Genomic DNA, 21,100 nt, shown 5'->3' with positions numbered 1-21,100 from the left:
TCATTCCCCTTGTAGTGTCGCGATGATTTTACGTGGACCGCCGTGAATACGGTGCTCTCCCAACCAGATACCTTGCCATGTTCCTAACTGTAAACGCCCCTGGCGTACAGGCAGCAGCAACGAGACGCCCAATACTGACGACTTAATATGCGAAGGCATGTCATCCGCCCCTTCGTAATCATGTTCATACGCCGCATTATCGGGAACGGTTTTCAGGAAATGGCGCTCCATATCAGCGCGCACGGTGGGATCGCAGTTTTCGTTTAACGTCAGCGAGGCCGAGGTGTGTAGCAACAACAGATGCAGCAAACCCGTTTCGACAGGCGGTAAGCCAGACAATTTATCGATAATTTCATCTGTTATCAGATGAAACCCGCGCGGCTTCTCGCTCAGTGTAATGGTGCGCTGATACCACATAGGCTGCTCCTTCCTAAAAACAAACGTCTCCTGAATAGTGTGCAGCAAGTCTGGAAAAGGTAAAAGCCAGCGGGGCAAGTTTGTGCAAAAATCATGCAAAAAAGGAGAGCCTGTCGCTCTCCTGATTTTTAGTACTCCGAGTTGACAATGACTTCCTCGCCAAACGCTCCTGCCTGTGGCAGCGGTTTGTAGGTGGAGTTAGCCGCGCGCAGGATGCGAATACCGCGGATACCACAATCACGGGCCGCGGTAATATCGTTATCCGAATCGCCGTAGAAGATACGCATGTTCTTCTCCTGCAGCCACTGTACTTTCGTATTTTGTTCTGGTTTATCGCCGGCGAAAATCACCGGATTCATATTCGCCGCCGGAATATGGAAGTTATCCGCCAGCGTTTTCGACACGGTTTCCGTTTTCGTCTGACTACGACCAGTGACAAAGTAAATACTGTCGCCACGGCGAACATGCATATCAATGAGCTGTCGGGCCACTTCTTTTGGAATACTGAACTCATCCCAGCCGTTGTTCATTTTTTCCCAAAAGGCCGGATTTTTCAGATAATCGTCGCTGTCCGGGGAGTAGGTTTTCTTTCCGCGCCAGAATCCGGGGCTGGAAAATAACACGGTGTCGTCAATATCAAAGCCGACCGCCATCGGCGGGCGTCCGGTGAGGCTGTTTTCAATCTGGGCGACAGAGACCCAATGGACAGGCGCTTGTTCCGCGAGTTTTGCAACATTAGTGCCCGGATTGAGCGTCGAAGGGGAAGATACTAACGCATTCGCGGAATGGTTTAGCGTAAACAATAAACAGATGGCACTTAGCGCCAGGGTTATTTTTTTCATGCTTTTCCCTTAAAATTCAAAATATTATAATTATTAAGATGAGTCTTTGCTCAAAAAACTATCTGACCATAACGCCAGTAACGGTCAAAAGGAAGGATTATCTGCGGTTTTGTTACGAAAAAAGAGGATGATCACAACAGCTATTGTCAGGCCGGAGGGCAATGTTATCGCCGTCCGGCCTGAATATTACATGACAGCGGCAAATGCCTTCGCCACGCGGTGTACATTTGAAGCATTAAGCCCGGCGACACACATGCGGCCACTGGCAATCAGGTAAACGCCAAACTCATCGCGCAACCGCTCGACCTGCTCCTCGCTTAACCCGGTATAGCTGAACATACCGCGCTGCTGTAACAAGTAATCAAAGTTGCGGTCAGGCATCTCCGCCTTCAGCTCCTTCACCAGCGTCTGGCGCATCGATATAATGCGGTTACGCATCGCGTCGACTTCCGCCAGCCAGCTCGCTTTTAACGCCTCATCGCCCAGGACCGTAGCGACCACCTGAGCGCCGAAACACGGCGGACTGGAGTAAATTCGGCGCACCGTCGCTTTTAGCTGTCCCAGAACCCTCGCGGCGATTTCAGCATCTTCACACACCACGGACAGGCCGCCGACGCGCTCGCCGTACAGCGAGAAAATCTTCGAAAAAGAATTACTGACTAACGCAGGTAACCCGGCGCTGGCAATGGCGCGAATAGCGTAAGCATCCTCGTCCATGCCTGCGCCAAACCCCTGATAGGCAATATCAAGGAACGGAATCAGATCGCGCGCTTTCACTATCTCAATCACCGCATCCCATTGCGAAGGCGTTAAATCCGCCCCGGTCGGGTTGTGACAACAGGGGTGCAGCAGCACGATACTGCGCGCAGGTAACGTATTCAGCGTGGCCAGCAGATCGTTAAAACGGATGCCGTTAGTCGCGTCGTCATACCAGGGGTAAGTACTCACTTCGAATCCTGCCCCGGCAAATATCGCAATATGGTTTTCCCAGGTGGGGTCGCTCACCCATACGCCTGCGTCGGGGAAATAACGCTTCAGGAAATCCGCGCCCACTTTCAGCGCGCCGGAACCGCCTAATGTCTGGATAGTAGCCACGCGCTGTTGCTGAAGAACCGGGTGATCGGCGCCAAAGAGCAAAGGCGCGATAGTATGGCGATAAGTATTGAGTCCTTCCATCGGCAGGTACAGCGAAGCGCCATGCGGCTGCGCGTTAAGCCGGGCTTCGGCTTCGGCCACCGTTTTAAGCTGTGGGATAATCCCGTCTTCGTTGTAATACAGGCCAATGCTCAGATTTACTTTGTCGTGACGGGAGTCGTCTTTAAAACGCTCCATCAGTGAAAGAATCGGATCGCCGGCATAGGCGTCAACTTTTTGAAACACGCGATGGTTCTCCAGGTTTACAGAGGGCAGGAAATAACACAATAAACCGGAAGGACGAGAAGATCGAGAGGATGTTGTGGTGGATGCGCATATTACCGGATAGCGGCGTGAACGTCTTATCCGGCCTACAGCCAATGCGCGATACAAGCCGGATAAGCGCAAGCGCCACCCGGCCCGCCGCGTATTTAATCAATATACTTCATCGCCACCCTTGAGGTCAGGCGCGTGATAAGTTCGTAAGCACTTACTTTTGTCATTTCAGCGATACGTTCAACCGGCAGACCTTCACCCCATAAGACCACCGGATCGCCCGCGTTATCCTGCGCGTTTGGCCCCAAATCTACGCAAATCATATCCATCGCCACCCGCCCGACAATCGGAACTTCACGACCATTGACCAGTACTGGCGTACCGGAAGGCGCCGCTCGTGGGTAGCCATCGCCATAACCCATCGCCACCACGCCCAGGCGCGTGTCGCGCTCACTCACCCATGTCCCGCCGTAGCCCACCGGTTCGCCCGCTTTGTGGTCACGCACCGCGATCAAACTGGAGGTTAAGGACATCACCGGCTGAAAACCAAAATCCGGCCCCCAGGGTTTGTGCTCCAGCGGCGATACGCCATACAAAATGATGCCCGGACGCGCCCAGTCAAAGTGAGACTGCGGCCACAGCAGGATACCGCCAGACGCGGCAATAGAGCGCTGACCGGGTTTACCCTGACAGAAGGCATTAAAAATGTCGAGCTGATGTTCGGTAGCGCCGCATTCCGGCTCATCCGCACGGGCAAAATGGCTGACGATATTCACCGGCTGGCGTACATTTTTACAGTGCGTCAGACGCTGGTAGAACGCCTCCGCCTCTTCGGGACGCACGCCGAGACGATGCATACCGGTATCCAGTTTCATCCAGACCGTTACCGGCTCCGCCAGCTCCACCGCCTCCAGGGCGGCAAGCTGCTCCTGATTATGTACGGCGGTATGCAGACATTGCGCGGAAATGGTCGGCAGATCGGCGGCGTCGAAAAAACCCTCCAGCAGCAGGATAGGCTGCGTGATCCCGCCCGCTCGCAGACGTAGAGCCTCTTCAAGACGCGCCACGCCAAAAGCGTCAGCATCAGGGAGCGTTCGCGCGGTCTCCAGAAGACCGTGTCCATAAGCGTTCGCTTTCACCACCGCAACCAGCTTACTGGCAGGCGCCAGTTCACGCAGACGTTGCAGGTTGTGTCGCAGAGCGCGGCGGTTAATGACGACTGTTGCCGCTTGCATTTGAATTCCTTGTTAAAAGAATGACGGAGAGTTACTCATCATCGTATTGCGGTCCCGCATAGTTATCGAAGCGCGACCACTGACCATTGAACGTCAGACGAACCGTACCGATAGGACCGTTACGCTGCTTACCAATAATAATTTCAGCAATGCCTTTTAAGTCGCTGTTCTCGTGATAAACCTCATCACGGTAGATAAACATAATTAAGTCGGCATCCTGTTCAATAGAGCCGGATTCACGCAGGTCGGAGTTCACCGGACGTTTATCCGCGCGTTGTTCCAGGGAGCGGTTAAGCTGCGATAGCGCCACGACCGGCACCTGGAGTTCCTTCGCCAGCGCTTTCAACGAGCGAGAAATTTCGGCGATTTCCAGAGTACGGTTATCAGAAAGCGACGGCACACGCATCAATTGCAGGTAGTCGATCATAATCAGACTTAACCCGCCATGTTCGCGGAAAATACGCCGCGCGCGCGAACGGACTTCTGTCGGCGTAAGACCTGAGGAGTCGTCAATATACATATTGCGTTTCTCCAGCAGAATGCCCATCGTGCCGGAGATTCGCGCCCAGTCTTCATCATCAAGTTGACCGGTACGAATACGTGTCTGATCGACGCGGGACAGCGAGGCCAGCATACGCATCATGATCTGTTCGCCGGGCATCTCCAGGCTGAAGATCAGTACCGGTTTATCCTGCAACATCGCCGCATTTTCGCAGAGGTTCATCGCAAAAGTGGTTTTACCCATGGAGGGGCGCGCCGCGACGATAATCAAATCCGAACGCTGTAACCCTGCCGTCTTTTTATTGAGGTCCTGATAGCCGGTATCCACGCCTGTAACGCCATCGTGCGGTTGCTGGAACAACTGCTCAATACGCGCCACGGTGGCGTCGAGAATCTGGTCGATGCTTTTCGGACCTTCGTCTTTGTTGGCCCGGTTTTCCGCGATCTGGAAGACGCGCGACTCCGCCAGATCCAGCAGTTCGTCGCTATTGCGCCCCTGTGGATCGTAACCGGCGTCCGCAATTTCATGCGCCACCGCGATCATATCGCGGACCACGGCGCGTTCGCGCACAATGTCCGCATAAGCACTGATATTCGCCGCGCTTGGCGTGTTTTTAGACAGCTCCGCCAGATAGGCGAAACCGCCGACGCTGTCCAGTTGGCCCTGCCGCTCCAGCGATTCCGCGAGCGTAATCAGGTCGATAGGACTGCCGCTTTCCTGCAAGCGCCCCATCTCTGTAAAGATATGGCGATGCGGGCGGGTATAGAAATCTTCCGCCACCACGCGCTCGGCCACATCGTCCCAGCGCTCGTTATCCAGCATTAAACCGCCCAACACCGACTGTTCCGCTTCAATCGAGTGCGGCGGCACTTTTATCCCGGCAACCTGCGGATCGCGGTCGCGGGCATCAGTCTGTGGTTTGTTGAAGGGTTTATTTCCTGCCATAGTGAATGGAGTTACCGAGATAGTGATTGGGTCGAAAGATTACCACATTTCTTTTGGAGGAAGCATGGCAACGCGTATTGAATTTCACAAGCATGGTGGTCCGGAAGTGCTTCAGACCGTGGAGTTTACGCCAGCGGAACCGGCGGAACACGAAATCCAGGTTGAGAACAAAGCCATTGGTATCAACTTCATCGACACCTATATCCGTAGCGGACTCTATCCGCCCCCGTCGTTACCTGCGGGCCTGGGAACCGAAGCTGCGGGTGTAGTCAGTAAAGTCGGCAACGGCGTGGAGCACATTCGCGTGGGCGATCGCGTCGTCTACGCGCAGTCAACGCTCGGCGCTTACAGTTCCGTCCATAACGTCCCCGCAGATAAAGCCGCGATTTTACCTGACGCCATTTCCTTCGAACAGGCGGCAGCCTCTTTTCTCAAGGGGTTGACCGTTTTTTACCTGTTGCGCAAAACCTATGAAGTGAAACCCGACGAACCCTTCCTGTTTCATGCCGCTGCGGGCGGCGTCGGTCTGATCGCCTGCCAGTGGGCGAAAGCGCTGGGCGCGAAGCTTATCGGTACCGTCGGTAGCGCGCAAAAAGCGCAGCGGGCGCTGGACGCTGGCGCCTGGCAGGTAATTAATTACCGTGAGGAGAGTATTGTCGAACGGGTAAAAGAGATCACCGGCGGCAAAAAAGTCCGCGTGGTCTATGACTCCGTGGGGAAAGATACCTGGGAAGCCTCACTGGACTGCCTGCAACGTCGGGGACTGATGGTCAGTTTCGGCAATGCGTCCGGCCCCGTCACTGGCGTGAATTTAGGTATTCTGAATCAGAAAGGTTCCCTGTATGCCACGCGACCTTCACTACAGGGGTATATTACGACACGTGAAGAACTGACCGAAGCCAGCAATGAATTGTTCTCATTGATCGCCAGCGGCGTGATTAAAGTTGATGTGGCTGAAAATCAACGCTATGCGTTAAAAGATGCCCGTCGCGCGCATGAAGTGCTGGAAAGCCGGGCCACACAGGGCTCAAGCCTGCTGATTCCGTAATAGCTCTGCAAAGAAATTGGGCTTCCACCCGGGAAGCCCTTTCTTTTTTTGTTCGGCTGTATGTAGGGTACAGCGCGATGAATTCGTTACCTGCGCAATCATGACAGATTTAATAATCGATTCCTATTTGCTTGTGAGGGCAAAGTTCCAGGTTGTGACGAACCGCTCAATACCTTAGTAAAACCGACGGTTATTGCGCTGATACTGTGGGATTTTTGGCGTTTTTACTGCTTTGATCACCCACACCACAGCCACCGCCAGCAGTAGCCACGGTAACAGCTTGATCATCAGGGCGAACATTCCGCCCAGGAATATGACGGCAGTCGCTACAACCAGCGCGGCCAGAATGCCCAGCAAGGAGACGCCCGTCACCATTAACATCAGAAAAAAGCCAAGCACAAAAAGTAGTTCCAGCATAGTCGCTCCCCATAAAGATGGCATTGCCCGGCGGCACGGCGCTTACCGGGTTTGGTCAGGTAAGCTATTACAAAAATCATGCCAATATTTATGTTTTTGATATATAAAGAAAACGCCCTGCAAGACTGCACAGGGCGTGGTGAGATTGACTAATTTTTGGCGAACTTTTAACGCTTGTCTGCCACCAGTTTTAGCGCCTGCTCCAGTACAGCAACATCCGCGCCAGCTTTATGGGCGTTTTCGCTCAGATAGCGACGCCACTGTCGCGCGCCGGGGATACCCTGGAACAACCCCAGCATATGGCGAGTGATATGCCCCAGATACGCTCCCTGGCTCAATTCACGCTCAATATAGGGATACATCGCGCGAACCACCGCAACCGGGTCGGCATCGGTGGTATCGGCGCCAAAAATCTCCCGATCCACCGCGGCCAGAATACCCGGATTCTGATAAGCTTCGCGGCCAACCATGACGCCATCCATATGGCGCAGGTGCTCCTTCGCCTCTTCCAGCGATTTGATGCCGCCGTTAATGGACATGGTCAGGTGCGGAAAATCCCGCTTTAGCTGATAGACGCGCGGGTAATCCAGCGGCGGGATCTCACGATTTTCTTTCGGGCTTAAGCCAGAAAGCCAGGCTTTGCGCGCATGGATAATAAACATCTCGCATTCGCCCCGACCGGAAACCGTATCGATGAAATCACACAGAAACGCATAACTGTCCTGATCGTCAATACCAATGCGGGTTTTTACCGTTACCGGAATCGAGACGACATCACGCATGGCTTTAACACAATCGGCGACCAGTTGCGCATTGCCCATCAAACAGGCGCCAAACATACCATTTTGCACGCGATCGGAAGGGCACCCCACGTTGAGGTTAATTTCATCGTAGCCACGCGCTTCCGCCAGCTTTGCACAATGCGCAAGCTGAGCCGGATCGCTTCCACCAAGCTGTAGAGCGACCGGATGCTCTTCTTCGCTATAAGCCAGATAGTCACCCTTACCGTGAATAATCGCGCCCGTGGTCACCATTTCGGTGTAGAGCAGCGTCTGGCGAGACAGCAAACGCAGGAAATAGCGGCAATGTCTGTCCGTCCAGTCGAGCATAGGCGCGATGGAGAAGCGATAAGCAGGAAAAGCGGAGGACTGGGTTTCAGGCTGCATGACGAATAAATAAGCATCCGGTTAAAAAAGGGGCGTTACTATAGCATAACGCTAAACCGGAGGCGTAGCGCCTCCGGTGAAAGCACCTCAGAATGTCATTGTAAGCTGCGCGCCTGCCCCCCAGGTTTCATCTTCGCCGTACAGTCCCATTAAATCGAGATGCACACGGTTAAAGGGCGCAAAGCCAAGACCGCCGGTAACCACATTGCTATCGTTATTTTTCACATCCGCACGATACCCTGCGCGCACCGCCAGCCATGACAACGGTCGAACTTCAGCGCCGACGCCAACGTACTGTGAATTGTCTTCGCTCTTAAAGCCTTTCGTTTCCGTCAGATCGCCATCGGCGCTTACGGTCAGCAAATCGTTATGCCATGCGATGCCCGCGGTAACCAGGGGGCGGATTTGGTATGTATCTTTGTAGTTGGTGGTTTCTCCCGTCATACCATTAGTGATGTAAATATCTTTCGTATCGATATCGCGAGATACCAGATTTTGCCCGCTCAGCCCCAACGTCCAGTTTTCACCGATATCGGCAGCAAGCCCCGCATCAATGTTAAAACCCGTATCGTCATTGCGATAACGGCTGCTATTCCAGTCGCTACTGTCGTAGTTATAAATTGAGGTGGTGTAGTTATAGAGCCAGGTTTTTTGCAGTTTTGGCGTAACGCCAATGGAAACAGGCACCTCGCCCACCACAAACTGCTTCGCCAGCGCAATACCGTAGTCAGATACAATCGCTACCCGCCCCGACGCGGTAGAGTTTAAATGCTTTGTAATTTCGTCAGACCCCAGCAAAGCAGCGCGTCCTGCTTCACGAAGCGCGACACGTTCATCATGCTGGATATCGCGCAGATACTGAATATCGTTCTGATCAATGGACGAACTCACGCGCCCATGCGCATAACCTTTGGCGATAAACGCCACGGAAAGCGTTTGTCCTGGAATACTTACCGCCAACCCGGCGCCGGCATTGGCGCGAGCGGTTTTTCCGTTGAGATATTCCAGCTCATCGGCCAGGTCGCGCGCGGCGCCCTGAAATTGATTCAGCACGCCTCGCGGATTGAGCAGAATTTGCCCCAACGTAAGGTTATCGACGGCCTCATCGTAGTAATCCACTTTATCGCTGATATCGTCAATTTCATCCTGGAGATTGTCTTTATCCGTAATCTGGACGCCGACCGCAGGAAGGACAACCGTGATATTGTCTTCCGGTTTGGCTTTTGCCAGTAACGCCGGATTTAATAGTACTCCGCTGCCATAATTCGCGGACGCGACGCCCGTCCCGCCCATTGCGTCATTACGCGCTTCCGTCCAGGTATTGGCGGCGCTCGCCTGCTTTGCCATAAAAAGCGAGACCGCGATAGCAATCAGTGAAAGTTTGACGTTTTTGTTCACAGTTAGCCCATCTTATTATCAGGTGAAGTAATCCCTCCGCCACGCTTTACCGGACAGAGGCGAACTATTGCTGTGAAATAGTGATGTTAAATCCTGTTGTTATAATATCGACCCTCATTAGGTATAGATGAGAATACTGGCGCGGAAAAGCTTAGCAGGCGATATATTGTCGCGTGGTAATTTCAGAGTTTTAAGCAGCTCGTGGTAAAGTAACGGATTAGACTTTCATGCCATTCGAGGTGCTACATGGAAAAGACCACAACGCAAGAGTTACTGGCGCAAGCTGAAAAACTCTGCGCGCAGCGCAACGTGCGCCTGACGCCTCAGCGCCTCGAAGTGCTGCGCCTGATGAGTCTGCAACAGGGTGCCATCAGCGCATACGATTTGCTCGATTTGCTGCGCGAAACGGAACCACAGGCCAAACCGCCTACCATCTACCGCGCGCTGGATTTTTTGCTCGAACAGGGTTTTGTCCATAAAGTGGAATCCACCAATAGTTATGTGGTTTGCCACCTGTTCGACCAGCCGACGCACAGCTCGGCCATGTTTATCTGCGATCGTTGCGGCGTGGTGAAGGAAGAGTGTGCCGAGGGCGTGGAAGACATCATGCATACGCTGGCGGCTAAAATGGGATTTGCGCTACGACATAACGTTATTGAGGCGCACGGTCTGTGCCCTGCGTGCGTAGAAGTGGAAGCGTGTCGCCATCCGGGCGACTGTGGTCACGATCACTCGGTGCTGGTGAAGAAAAAACCGCGTTAGCCTGAACGGAAAAACGGGCGGCAGTAGAGAGGGGCACGCCCGCATTCATAAGCAAACAGTGGGAAGCACATCCATGTACTCCTGGTAGGGGAAAACATATTACCAGCGATAGTTGTTACGGGTTTCCCAGTCAACAACCTCTTTTTCCGCCTGATCTTTCTGGTAACCGTAACGCTCCTGGATTTTACCTACCAGTTGGTCGCGTTTACCTTCGATAACGGTCATATCGTCATCGGTCAGTTTGCCCCATTGTTCTTTCATTTTACCTTTAAACTGTTTCCAGTTACCGCCGGCTTCGTCTTTATTCATCATCTTGTCCTCATCATTCGGTTAGGAATAGCAGGTGTTATTCGCCCAAATGCACTGCAATTTCTGCTGGACGTGATAATAATTGTAGGCAGGAATTCGGCCTTCGGTTTTATATTCAGAATTTTTAACCGTCACGATCTGGCAAACCATGTACCCTCGCGCCAGTGACGACGCCAGATAAGGCTCAACGACAGACCGCGAAGCGCCAGGAACACGGTTAATGCCAGCCATAAACCATGATTTCCTAATACCGGCAGGGCGAAGAGCGTCAGCGCGAATCCTCCCGCGGCGACTGCCATGCTATTGCGCATTTCGGCGGCGCGCGTCGCGCCAATAAACATACCGTCGAGCAGATAGCACCATACGCCCACCAGCGGTAATACCACCTGCCAGATAAGATACCGATCCGCCAGTAGCTGTATTTGCGGCAATGAGGTCAGTAACGCGACAATATGTTCGCCTGCCAGGGCATAGACTGTAGAAAACAACAAGGCCACAATTCCTGACTGACGACACGCCGCTCGCCAGACGTCCAGTAGCTTGCTACCGTCACGCGCGCCGTAAGCCTGACCGGAGTGCGCCTCCACCGCATAAGCAAAACCGTCCAGCGCATAGGCCGTAAAGGTGAGTAAGGTCATCAGGACTGCATTTACCGCGATAATATCGCTGCCCAGCCGCGCGCCTGACACCGTGATTGCGCCAAAACAAAGCTGAAGGAGCAATGAGCGCAGCATAATATCGCGATTGAGCGCCAAAAGGCGGCGCACGTTGCCGCGCCAGGCCTGTTTTAGCATATCCAGCGACACACCGCGGAGATGGAGAACTTTACGTACCATCATGAGGCCGATCAGTAACGTGGCATATTCTGCGATGACCGTCGCCAGGGCGGCGCCCTGCACGTTCATATGAAGCCCCATCACCAGCCACAGGTCGAGCGCGATGTTGAGAATATTGCCCACGACCAACAAGATAACCGGAGCCCGCGCATACTGAACGCCTAACAGCCAACCGAGCAGTACCAGATTCGCCAGTGACGCGGGAGCGCTTAGCCAACGAATTTCAAGGAAGCGTCTCGCCTGCACCAGGACAGCGTCGTTCCCGCCGACAATATGTAAAGCCAGCTCGATAAGCGGCGTGCGAAATAGCACAATCATCACGCCAGCGCCCAGTGCCAGCAATAACGGTTGAATGAGCGCCCGGGCTAACGCCTGCGGATTTTTGGCGCCAAATGCCTGCGCCGTTAGGCCGGTGGTGCTCATACGTAGAAATAGCAGCAGCATGAAAAGAAAGCTGGTGGCAGTCGCGCCCACCGCCACGCCGCCCAGGAAAACCGGGCTGTCCAGATGACCAATCACCGCCGTATCGACCAGCCCCAGTAAGGGGACGGTGATGTTAGAAAAAATCATCGGCAGCGCGAGACGCCAGAGAGCTTTATCAGAGGAGGTAAAAAGCGGCATGGAAAAAAGCCTGACAAGGAGTTAAACGAAACGAGCGCATTGCCGGATGGCGACGTAACGCCTTATCCGGCCTACAAATTAATCATCTCAGGAACTGCATTCCCGTAGGCCTGATAAGCGCAGCGCCATCAGGCTGCACGATTGCCGGATGACGGCTTACAAGGAGATTAAAAAGAGATTACAACCATTCCCCGTTGCGAATGACGCCTACCGCCAGCCCTTCAATCGTAAAGCTTTGTTCGCGCAGATCCACCACTATCGGTGTAAACTCGCTGTTTTCCGGCAGCAGCTCCACTTTATTGCCCTGCTTTTTCAGGCGTTTTACTGTCACTTCATCATCAATGCGAGCGACAACCACCTGGCCATTACGGACGTCCTGCGTTTTATGTACCGCCAGCAAATCCCCATCCATAATACCGATGTCTTTCATCGACATACCGCTCACGCGCAGCAGGAAATCGGCGCTGGGTTTGAACAGTGAAGGATCGACCTGGTAATGGCCTTCAATATGCTGCTGCGCCAGTAGCGGTTCACCCGCCGCGACACGCCCGACAAGCGGTAATCCGTCCTCTTCTTCCTGTAACAGACGGATACCTCGCGATGCGCCGGAAACGATTTCAAGCACCCCTTTGCGCGCCAGCGCTTTAAGGTGTTCTTCCGCCGCGTTTGGGGAACGGAACCCCAAACGCTGCGCGATTTCCGCACGCGTCGGTGGCATACCTGTCTGGCTGATGTGATCCCGGATGAGATCAAACACCTCTTGTTGCCTGGCCGTTAACGCTTTCATTCCGCCCCCTGGGTGTATATACAGTCATGCTGTGAGTATATACAGTTAAAGGTGATTTTGGAACCACAAACGGCGCAAAAAACAAGAGATTTATAAAATTTGGAACCTTTATCGAAAATGTGACCATAACAGGATGCCCCAGGTCATCAGGGCAACGAAAATAGACAGTAGCACCGCAGCCGATCCCATATCTTTCGCACGGCCGGAAAGCTCATGGTATTCAGAACCGATGCGGTCCACGACCGCTTCAATAGCGCTGTTGAGGATTTCAACAATCATGATAAGTAAAACGGAACCTATCAATAACACACGGGTAATCGCATCCACATCCAGCCAGCAGGCGATGATGACGCCCAGCAATACCGCGATACTTTCCTGGCGAAACGCCGCTTCGTGAGTCCATGCGGCGCGAAATCCTTTCCAGGAATATCCTGCCGCTTTGATAATTCTGGTGAATCCAGTGGTATTATTGGCCATCAAAAGAACCTTTTTACATTATTAACGTCAATGACATTATACGGTTGCCCTGCACGATTCGGACTGCCGTAACGCAGCGCGAAGTATGACGGGATACAACAGAAATTCGCTAAACTTTCTGATATCCTTGCACCGCATTTGCATTATTAACCAGAGGCTTTACATCGTTTATGTCCGGCTGGCCACGAATTTACTACAAATTACTGAATTTACCATTAAGCATACTGGTAAAAAGCAAGTCTATTCCGGCGGAACCCGCCCAGGAATTGGGGCTCGATACTTCTCGCCCCATTATGTATGTCTTGCCATACAACTCAAAAGCGGACTTACTGACGCTGCGGGCGCAATGTCTGGCGCACGATCTCCCGGATCCGCTGGAGCCGCTGGAGATCGACGGCGCGCTGCTGCCACGCTATGTATTTATTCACGGCGGACCGCGTGTCTTTACCTATTACACGCCAAAAGAAGAGTCGGTGAAACTTTTTCACGATTATCTCGATCTGCATCGGAGTAATCCGGCTTTGGACGTGCAGATGGTGCCCGTTTCCGTGATGTTTGGCCGCGCGCCGGGTCGTGAAAAGGGAGAAGATAACCCGCCTTTACGTATGCTGAACGGCGTACAGAAATTCTTTGCCATCTCCTGGCTGGGTCGCGATAGCTTTGTCCGATTCTCGCCGTCCGTCTCATTGCGTCGCATGGCTGATGAACACGGCACCGATAAAATCATCGCGCAGAAGCTGGCTCGCGTGGCGCGTATGCACTTTGCTCGCCAGCGCCTGGCGGCGGTTGGCCCACGCCTGCCCGCCCGTCAGGATCTGTTTAACAAACTGCTGGCCTCGAAAGCGATCGCCCGCGCGGTAGAAGACGAAGCGCGCAGTAAGAAAATCTCTCATGAAAAAGCGCAGCAAAACGCCATTGCGCTGATGGAAGAGATCGCGGCGAACTTCTCTTACGAGATGATTCGTTTGACCGACAGGATTTTGGGGTTTACCTGGAACCGACTTTACCAGGGGATTAACGTGCATAACGCCGAGCGCGTACGCCAACTGGCGCACGACGGCCATGAAATCGTCTATGTACCCTGTCACCGCAGCCATATGGACTATTTGCTCCTTTCTTATGTGCTGTACCATCAGGGACTGGTTCCGCCGCACATTGCCGCAGGCATTAACCTTAATTTCTGGCCCGCTGGCCCGATTTTCCGTCGTCTGGGCGCGTTCTTTATTCGTCGCACCTTTAAGGGGAATAAACTCTATTCCACCGTCTTTCGCGAATACCTGGGCGAGCTGTTCAGCCGCGGTTACTCGGTTGAGTATTTTGTCGAAGGAGGACGTTCGCGTACCGGACGTTTGTTAGACCCGAAAACCGGCACCCTGTCGATGACTATCCAGGCGATGCTGCGCGGCGGTACCCGTCCAATTACGTTAGTGCCTATTTACATCGGCTATGAGCACGTCATGGAAGTGGGCACCTATGCGAAAGAGCTGCGCGGCGCGACAAAAGAGAAAGAGAGTCTGCCGCAGATGCTGAAAGGCTTGAGCAAGCTGCGCAATCTGGGTCAGGGCTACGTTAACTTTGGCGAACCGATGCCGCTCATGACGTACCTGAACCAGCATGTGCCGGAGTGGCGCGAATCTATCGACCCTATAGAGGCCATACGCCCAGCCTGGCTGACGCCGACGGTAAATAGTATCGCCGCCGATCTGATGGTGCGTATTAACAACGCTGGCGCGGCAAACGCGATGAACCTGTGTTGTACCGCGCTGTTAGCGTCGCGTCAGCGCTCGCTCACCCGCGAGCAGCTCACCGAGCAGCTTGATTGCTATCTCGATCTGATGCGCAATGTCCCTTATTCCACAGACTCAACCGTTCCTGCCGCCAGCGCTGGCGAGCTCATCGCTCACGCGCTGCAGATGAATAAGTTTGAGGTCGAGAAAGACACCATTGGCGATATCATCATCCTGCCGCGCGAGCAGGCGGTGTTGATGACCTATTATCGTAACAATATCGCGCATATGTTGATTATGCCTTCGCTGATGGCGGCGATTATCACCCAGCATCGTCGCATTTCGCGTGATGCGTTGCAGCAGCATGTTGAAGCGCTCTATCCGATGTTAAAAGCGGAGCTGTTCCTGCGCTGGGAGCGCGAGGAGTTAGCCTCGGTCATTGACGCGCTGGCCAGTGAAATGCAGCGTCAGGGGCTAATTACCCTGCAGGATGATGAACTGCATATCAACCCGACGCATTCCCGTACGCTGCAACTGCTGGCGGCAGGCGCGCGCGAAACGCTACAGCGTTATGCCATTACGTTCTGGCTGTTGAGCGCCAATCCGTCCATCAACCGCAGTACGCTGGAGAAAGAAAGCCGTACCGTGGCGCAACGTCTGTCTGTCCTGCACGGTATTAACGCGCCGGAGTTTTTCGACAAAGCGGTGTTCAGTTCACTCGTGTTGACGCTACGGGATGAGGGTTATATCAGTGATACGGGCGATGCCGAACCGGCAGAAACGATGAAGATATATCAGATGCTTGCCGATCTGATTACCTCTGATGTCCGTCTGACGATTGAAAGCGCGACGCAGGGCGAGTAAGCCAGTGCCTGAAATGCCCGATGGCGTAAGCTTATCGGGCAACTGATATGACGTATTGAAAATTTTGGCTTTGTAGGCCGGGTCCGCCCGGCATGACATCAGAAGTGCCAGTAACTCATCGCCAGCCCTAAAAATAGCACCAGGCCAACGTAGTTATTGTTCATAAAGGCTTTAAAGCAGGCTTCACGCTCACGGTTCGCAATCAGTTTTTGCTGGTAGACAAACAGCGCGCCCGCCACCAGCACAGCCCAGTAATATCCCCATCCCAGACCATTCAACCAGCCGATCAGCGCCATTAACGCCATGACGCCAAGCTGCAGAATCCCGATAATCAATGTGTCATAACGACCAAACAAGATCGCCGTCGATTTAATGCCTATCTTGATATCATCATCTCTGTCGACCATCGCATATTGCGTATCGTAAGCCACTGCCCAGAGAATATTGGCGAGGAACATTAGCCAGCAGCTCAACGGCAGGGATTCGCTCACCGCGGCGAACGCCATGGGGATTGACCAGCCGAAAGCGGCCCCCAGCACGACCTGCGGCAGGTGGGTATAGCGTTTCATAAAGGGATAAACCCAGGCCAACGCCAGCGCCGCCACGGAAAGCAGAATCGTCATGGCGTTCAGCGTCAGCACCAACAGAAACGCCAGCAGCACCAGCACCACAAACAGGTTGCGCGCTTCTTTCTCTGTCACGGCGCCGCTGGGTAAAGGTCGGTTGACCGTACGTTTTACATGTCCGTCAAATTTACGATCGGCATAATCATTCACCACGCAGCCCGCCGCGCGCATTAACCACACGCCAGCGACAAAAACTGCCAAAATCCACAGCTGAGGCATACCCGGCGTCGCCACCCATAGCGCCCAAAGCGTCGGCCAGAGCAGCAGCAACGCGCCAATAGGCTTATCTGTACGCATCAAACGGTGAAACGCCAGCAGCTTACTCTGCGTCAGACTCCACTCCATCTTTATCTTCCTCTCAGTACAGCGGCGATGCAGGTAAAAAAAGCTCGGTAAGCAACAGCGGTTTTCCGCTCAACCGCAGTCGAGAGCGGCGCCCCCACAGCGTTGCATCGCGTCCAATTTCAATAAAATCGCGGGTCAGTGTCGATGATGTAAATAGATAACGTCCAAGCGGGGTTTTACCCAGATGTTGTAAGACCTGTTCAGGTCCGCATAGCGTGGATTCCGGTACCACGGTACGTCCGGCAAGCCAGGGCTCGCCGTCAGCGCAAAGCAGTATCTCACGTAACCAGTAGCGGGATTCGGATGGCAGTAAACCTGATGCTTCCTCGACCTCACTTTGGCCGACAAACGCTTCCCGAATCAGCGTCACGCTTACCCGCTTTCCCTGCTGCTCAAAACGTTTAGTCATAGAATCTTCCAGCAACAGCCAGTCCAGCAAATGGGGATCAAGCGCAGGAATCGCATCAAAATAGCGCAGCGCACGCAGTCGCGTTAACGCAGGGTGTGACATGCCTTACTCTCCGATTCATAACCTAAAGTCATTGTATCTCAGAAAAGACATTACGGGGGGCGTAATCACAATTAAGTGATCTGTTGCGCAACAAAAAAATAACAATTCGCATGAAATGATAAAAAAAGGTGCGCCAGGAGACGCACCAGTTGCTGCAAAATCAGCACTGTGGGGAAACAATTACCCCTTGCCTTTTACACTGCTGATAAAGGTGGAACGGGCAGATGTCGATCCCAGACGTTCGGCCTCATCAAGCAGTTTCAGCGCTTTATCGACGTCGCCTTTCGCTACGGCATCCTTAATCGCTTTATTAAAGTAGCTTTCCGTATCGTTCAACATCGGTTCGCTTTTCTTCGGCGCGACTGGCGCTGGCGCAGCGACCGGCGCGGCGGTATTGCCTACCGTTACCGGCCCGGTACCGGACGAGCCAAACAACGGCCCGACCAATACGCTGGAGCTGCTGTTGGTTTTCACCTTCAGTTTCACCACGCCGTCAGTGGTATGGCGAGCAACTGGATCGGGAATATCCGGGATAGAGTTACCGACGCCTTTGGCATAGGCTTTTGCCGGATCGAGCAGCGTAGTGGTTTGCTGAAGATCTTTTTCGGTCGTAAACACCAGAACATAGAGTTTCTGCTGCCCCAACGCAGGCGTCAGGCGCATCACGCCTTCCAGCCGGTCTGCGCTCATGACGCCCGGCTGCTGATAAGTAAAGTAACTGCTGGGGAAGAACGCCGAAGGCGTCATATTTTGGTCAAGAATCAACACGTTTGGCGCAAAAACGCTGGCTTGCTTATTGACCTCGCTGGTCAGAGTTAATGTCAGCTCGCCGATATTCGCCGGAACGCTATAAGCGGCGACCGGGCCGGTAATGCCGGCGACGTCAAGGCGCTGGCCGCCAGTCGCCAGTTGGGTAGACTGCGTTTTTGACTGATCTACAGGCGTCCAGGTTAATTGCTGTAGCGCGGCAGCAGGAATAACGGGCGCGGCGCTGGTATTTTGCGGTACATAGTTCACTTCCGCCAGGCTGATACCCGGCACGCTGGCGAACAGCCCTGCGGTTAAACAGAGGGCGACGAGACTTTTCTTCATTTTCATTATTCTCACCTCAATAAGGCGGGTTCAGCGGTAGCCAGGCAATAGCGCGCCAACCCAAACATATCGCCGAATGGCGGCTGGCGCCTTATTCGGCTTACAAGCATCATCAGACCTGATGTTTCAGAGGGGCTTGCGCCCCTCGTTACGTCAGATGACCATCGTATTACCACCAGATTTCCATCTGGGCGCCGAAGGTCCACTCATCGCTATCGCCACGGCTGTTGGTGGAAATGCCGGAGTTAGTTGCTGCGGCATAACGGGAAATGTTATTGCCGTCTTTGATATAGCCCCATTTCTCATCCCATTTCGCGTAGGTGGCGAAAATACGGATAGCCGGACGCGACCAGATGCTGTCGCCCGCCTGCCACTGTTGCGCCAGGGTGATTTTATATTGATTGTTACGATCGCCGGTCTGCTGAGATTTCACGTTGTCGTAGCCGACTTCCAGCAGGGTACTCATGATTGGCGTCCACTTGTACATTGGACGTACGCCCACGGTCCACCACTCAGTACCCAGGTTATTATCCCAATCGATATTCTGGTACATACCGACGTACATCAAATCCCATTTATCACCAAGCGAGATGGCGCCATGATCCAAAATACGCCACATATCGCCATTATTATTGATGACCTTATTGGCGTAATTAATTTTGGTTCCATCAGGCAATTCTTCAGTGAAAGATGAAGAACCGTCGGAACCGCGCGCCTGGCCTTTACCCTGCGTAGTCATGGCATCGGTGGCATATTGCACGACAAACTTGTTATAGCCTTTCAACATGCTTTGCGTGTGTTCGGCGGTGAACATCCAGCCGTCTTTCGATGCCCCATCCGCCAGCTTATAACCATCGGTCGTATTGGCGCGACCGTAGTCAACGCCCAGCTCCAGTACGCCGTCCGGGTTCGTTTGCAGACCAGCCAGACGTACGTCAAAGACGTCGTTAGCGGTATCTTTTACTTCATCATAAATATTCTGGCTGCTGAAGGTGTAAGAGCCGCCCGCTTCAGTAGACCGGGTCGCCGCCAGCGAAAGCTTACCGAAGCCCAGATCGATATTTTCGATACCCGCGCCAGGACCTGAAATATCCCAGTAGTAGAAGTCGATCATGTGTACGTCATGACGCTGATAGAAGCGCTTACCGGCCCAGATGGTAGAGCCCGGCAGCCATTCAATCAGGTTTTTACCCTGCACGTTCGCTTCGCGGAAGGCGGGATCGGTCGATTCCCAGTCGTTCTGCTGGTTAACCGAATAGGCGACGTTGGTGTCGAAATAGAAGCTCTTATCGCCCTCTTTCCACACTTCCTGGCCCAGTTTCAGTTCCGCATAGGTTTCACATTCGTTACCAAGACGGTATTTACTTTGGGCACCCGTTGCCTGGAAACACTGTTGTTCGCCGCCGCTTCCCGTCCAGCCAATACCGGAACGGGCGTAACCGTGGAAATCGACAGCCATTGCCTGAGCGGACATTACGCCCGCTGCGACAGCAACCGCCAGTGGGAGTTTGCGCAGAGTAATCATCATTCTATCTCCTGAGATCATTGCTTTTCTTTAAACGCTGCCACCTTCTAAAACTGCGAATGGTTTTGCGTTTCGTTTTTTTATGGAGGCCTTAAACACCCGGCTCTTGATGCAGACGACGACATGCGCTGCCATCCTCGCGGAACAGATGACAGCGCTCTGGCGGCAGGCCGATAGCGAATGTGGCGCCCTCTTCTACCAACACCACGTCATTCTGGCGATAAACCAGGTTTTGACGGATGGCGGGGATCTGGATATGAATTTGTGTTTCATGACCAAGCTGCTCGACCACCTGGACTTCGCCTTCCAGGGTGACATCGGCGATATCGCTCGGCAGCAGGTGTTCCGGCCGAATGCCTAAAGACATATTGGCGCCGACCTGCACGCCGCGACTTTCGACCGGCAGCCAGATTTGCTGGCGATTCGGCAGTTCGACCTGGACTTGTTCAATCGCGGTGGCGGTCACTTTCACCGGCAGGAAGTTCATCTTCGGCGAGCCGATGAAGCCCGCGACAAAACGGTCCGCCGGATAGTGGTACAGCTCCAGCGGCTTACCGACCTGCGCGACGCGACCGGCGTCCAGCACCACGATTTTGTCGGCCAGCGTCATCGCCTCGACCTGATCGTGGGTGACGTAAATCATCGTGCGGCCCAGACGTTTATGCAGGCGAGAAATTTCAATGCGCATCTGCACGCGTAGCGCGGCATCCAGGTTAGAGAGCGGTTCATCCAGTAAAAACACACGCGGCTCCGCCACCAGCGTGCGGCCAATCGCTACGCGCTGACGCTGACCGCCGGAAAGCGCTTTTGGCTTACGTTCCAGCAGATGCGCCAGTTGCAGTACTTCCGCCACCTGATTGACGCGTTGATTCATTACCTCTTTTTTGGCGCCCGCCAGCTTGAGGCCGAAAGACATGTTTTCTGCAACGGAGAGATGGGGATAGAGCGCATAAGACTGGAATACCATGCCCACGCCGCGCTCGGCAGGCGGAATATCATTCATACGGGTTTCCCCGATAAACAGGTCGCCACTGGTGATGGTTTCAAGCCCGGCGATCATACGCAGCAAGGTCGATTTACCACAGCCTGACGGTCCGACAAACACCACGAACTCCCCGTCATGGATATCGAGGTTAATATCTTTCGATACCACCACGTCACCCCAGGCTTTCGTTACATTTCGTAGCTGTACGCTCGCCATGCCCTTCTCCCTTCGTTACAACCTGTCATTGACAGCA

The 21,100-nt window shown here is 53.6% G+C and carries 21 protein-coding genes; 3 read left to right on the top strand and 18 right to left on the bottom strand.

Annotated features, from left to right (window positions below):
• The 5 genes from EOS97_RS11785 to dnaB form a co-directional block, all read right to left on the bottom strand.
• Positions 1–417 carry a secondary thiamine-phosphate synthase enzyme YjbQ gene (locus tag EOS97_RS11785; protein WP_000270392.1) on the bottom strand — a complete coding sequence of 139 codons (417 nt, stop codon included), beginning with the start codon at positions 415–417 and terminating at the stop codon, positions 1–3.
• A 128-nt stretch (positions 418–545) separates the two neighbouring features.
• Entirely contained in the window at positions 546–1,259 is a 714-nt protein-coding gene (gene aphA, locus EOS97_RS11780) for an acid phosphatase AphA (protein ID WP_000724431.1), read from the bottom strand.
• A 186-nt stretch (positions 1,260–1,445) separates the two neighbouring features.
• The gene (gene tyrB / locus EOS97_RS11775; protein WP_000486914.1) at positions 1,446–2,639 is read right to left on the bottom strand and encodes an aromatic amino acid transaminase; all 1,194 of its coding nucleotides are present in this window, start codon (positions 2,637–2,639) and stop codon (positions 1,446–1,448) included.
• Between the two features lie 185 nt (positions 2,640–2,824).
• Positions 2,825–3,904: an alanine racemase gene (alr, locus tag EOS97_RS11770; RefSeq protein WP_001147297.1), complete on the bottom strand. Its 1,080-nt coding sequence runs from the start codon at positions 3,902–3,904 to the stop codon at positions 2,825–2,827.
• 31 nt (positions 3,905–3,935) lie between these two features.
• Complete coding sequence (dnaB, locus tag EOS97_RS11765; RefSeq protein WP_000918353.1) at positions 3,936–5,351, bottom strand: replicative DNA helicase; 1,416 nt, start codon at positions 5,349–5,351, stop codon at positions 3,936–3,938.
• A gap of 64 nt (positions 5,352–5,415) precedes the next feature.
• Here dnaB and EOS97_RS11760 point away from each other — a divergent pair, with 64 nt between their 5' ends.
• Entirely contained in the window at positions 5,416–6,399 is a 984-nt protein-coding gene (locus EOS97_RS11760; protein WP_000235550.1) for a quinone oxidoreductase, read from the top strand.
• Between the two features lie 174 nt (positions 6,400–6,573).
• On the opposite strand, the gene pspG is transcribed toward EOS97_RS11760, so the two are convergent.
• The 3 genes from pspG to EOS97_RS11745 form a co-directional block, all read right to left on the bottom strand.
• Complete coding sequence (pspG, locus tag EOS97_RS11755; RefSeq protein ID WP_000891413.1) at positions 6,574–6,816, bottom strand: envelope stress response protein PspG; 243 nt, start codon at positions 6,814–6,816, stop codon at positions 6,574–6,576.
• 167 nt (positions 6,817–6,983) lie between these two features.
• Entirely contained in the window at positions 6,984–7,982 is a 999-nt protein-coding gene (dusA, locus tag EOS97_RS11750; RefSeq protein WP_001182227.1) for a tRNA dihydrouridine(20/20a) synthase DusA, read from the bottom strand.
• Between the two features lie 87 nt (positions 7,983–8,069).
• Complete coding sequence (locus EOS97_RS11745; protein ID WP_001039327.1) at positions 8,070–9,380, bottom strand: conjugal transfer protein TraF; 1,311 nt, start codon at positions 9,378–9,380, stop codon at positions 8,070–8,072.
• A 246-nt stretch (positions 9,381–9,626) separates the two neighbouring features.
• On the opposite strand from EOS97_RS11745, the gene zur reads away from it, so the two are divergent.
• Positions 9,627–10,142 carry a zinc uptake transcriptional repressor Zur gene (zur, locus tag EOS97_RS11740; protein ID WP_000416271.1) on the top strand — a complete coding sequence of 172 codons (516 nt, stop codon included), beginning with the start codon at positions 9,627–9,629 and terminating at the stop codon, positions 10,140–10,142.
• A 99-nt stretch (positions 10,143–10,241) separates the two neighbouring features.
• Here the strand turns inward: zur and EOS97_RS11735 are convergent, their stop codons facing one another.
• From EOS97_RS11735 to EOS97_RS11715, 5 genes are all read right to left on the bottom strand, one after another.
• Positions 10,242–10,451, bottom strand: coding sequence for a CsbD family protein (locus EOS97_RS11735; protein ID WP_001030592.1), 210 nt, complete (start codon positions 10,449–10,451; stop codon positions 10,242–10,244).
• Positions 10,452–10,472: 21 nt separating this feature from the next.
• Positions 10,473–10,586, bottom strand: coding sequence for a hypothetical protein (locus EOS97_RS11730; protein ID WP_001575282.1), 114 nt, complete (start codon positions 10,584–10,586; stop codon positions 10,473–10,475).
• On the bottom strand, positions 10,583–11,908 hold the full coding sequence (gene dinF / locus EOS97_RS11725; RefSeq protein ID WP_001128113.1) for an MATE family efflux transporter DinF: 1,326 nt from the start codon (positions 11,906–11,908) through the stop codon (positions 10,583–10,585). Before dinF ends, EOS97_RS11730 begins: the two co-directional genes overlap by 4 nt.
• Positions 11,909–12,086: 178 nt before the next feature.
• Positions 12,087–12,695: a transcriptional repressor LexA gene (gene lexA, locus EOS97_RS11720; protein WP_000646079.1), complete on the bottom strand. Its 609-nt coding sequence runs from the start codon at positions 12,693–12,695 to the stop codon at positions 12,087–12,089.
• A 108-nt stretch (positions 12,696–12,803) separates the two neighbouring features.
• Positions 12,804–13,172 carry a diacylglycerol kinase gene (locus EOS97_RS11715; protein ID WP_000002900.1) on the bottom strand — a complete coding sequence of 123 codons (369 nt, stop codon included), beginning with the start codon at positions 13,170–13,172 and terminating at the stop codon, positions 12,804–12,806.
• Between the two features lie 170 nt (positions 13,173–13,342).
• Between EOS97_RS11715 and plsB the strand changes: the two genes are divergently transcribed.
• A complete protein-coding gene (gene plsB, locus EOS97_RS11710; RefSeq protein WP_000017360.1) occupies positions 13,343–15,763 on the top strand; it encodes a glycerol-3-phosphate 1-O-acyltransferase PlsB in 2,421 nt (806 codons plus the stop codon).
• A 98-nt stretch (positions 15,764–15,861) separates the two neighbouring features.
• Here plsB and ubiA read toward each other — a convergent pair whose 3' ends face one another.
• The 5 genes from ubiA to malK form a co-directional block, all read right to left on the bottom strand.
• Complete coding sequence (gene ubiA / locus EOS97_RS11705; protein WP_000455249.1) at positions 15,862–16,734, bottom strand: 4-hydroxybenzoate octaprenyltransferase; 873 nt, start codon at positions 16,732–16,734, stop codon at positions 15,862–15,864.
• A 13-nt stretch (positions 16,735–16,747) separates the two neighbouring features.
• A complete protein-coding gene (gene ubiC / locus EOS97_RS11700; protein ID WP_000019229.1) occupies positions 16,748–17,245 on the bottom strand; it encodes a chorismate lyase in 498 nt (165 codons plus the stop codon).
• Positions 17,246–17,425: 180 nt separating this feature from the next.
• Positions 17,426–18,343, bottom strand: a complete 918-nt coding sequence (gene malM, locus EOS97_RS11695) for a maltose operon protein MalM (RefSeq protein WP_000782504.1) — start codon at positions 18,341–18,343, stop codon at positions 17,426–17,428.
• A gap of 163 nt (positions 18,344–18,506) precedes the next feature.
• The gene (locus EOS97_RS11690) at positions 18,507–19,865 is read right to left on the bottom strand and encodes a maltoporin (RefSeq protein ID WP_000973643.1); all 1,359 of its coding nucleotides are present in this window, start codon (positions 19,863–19,865) and stop codon (positions 18,507–18,509) included.
• 88 nt (positions 19,866–19,953) lie between these two features.
• Complete coding sequence (gene malK, locus EOS97_RS11685; RefSeq protein WP_000179176.1) at positions 19,954–21,063, bottom strand: maltose/maltodextrin ABC transporter ATP-binding protein MalK; 1,110 nt, start codon at positions 21,061–21,063, stop codon at positions 19,954–19,956.
• Positions 21,064–21,100 lie beyond the last annotated feature (37 nt).

Origin of the sequence: Salmonella sp. SSDFZ54 (assembly GCF_004010735.1) — a bacterium.
Taxonomy (GTDB): Bacteria; Pseudomonadota; Gammaproteobacteria; order Enterobacterales; family Enterobacteriaceae; genus Salmonella; species Salmonella enterica.
Note: the sequence above shows the minus strand (reverse complement) of the source record. Positions and strands in the feature narration are given on the sequence as shown.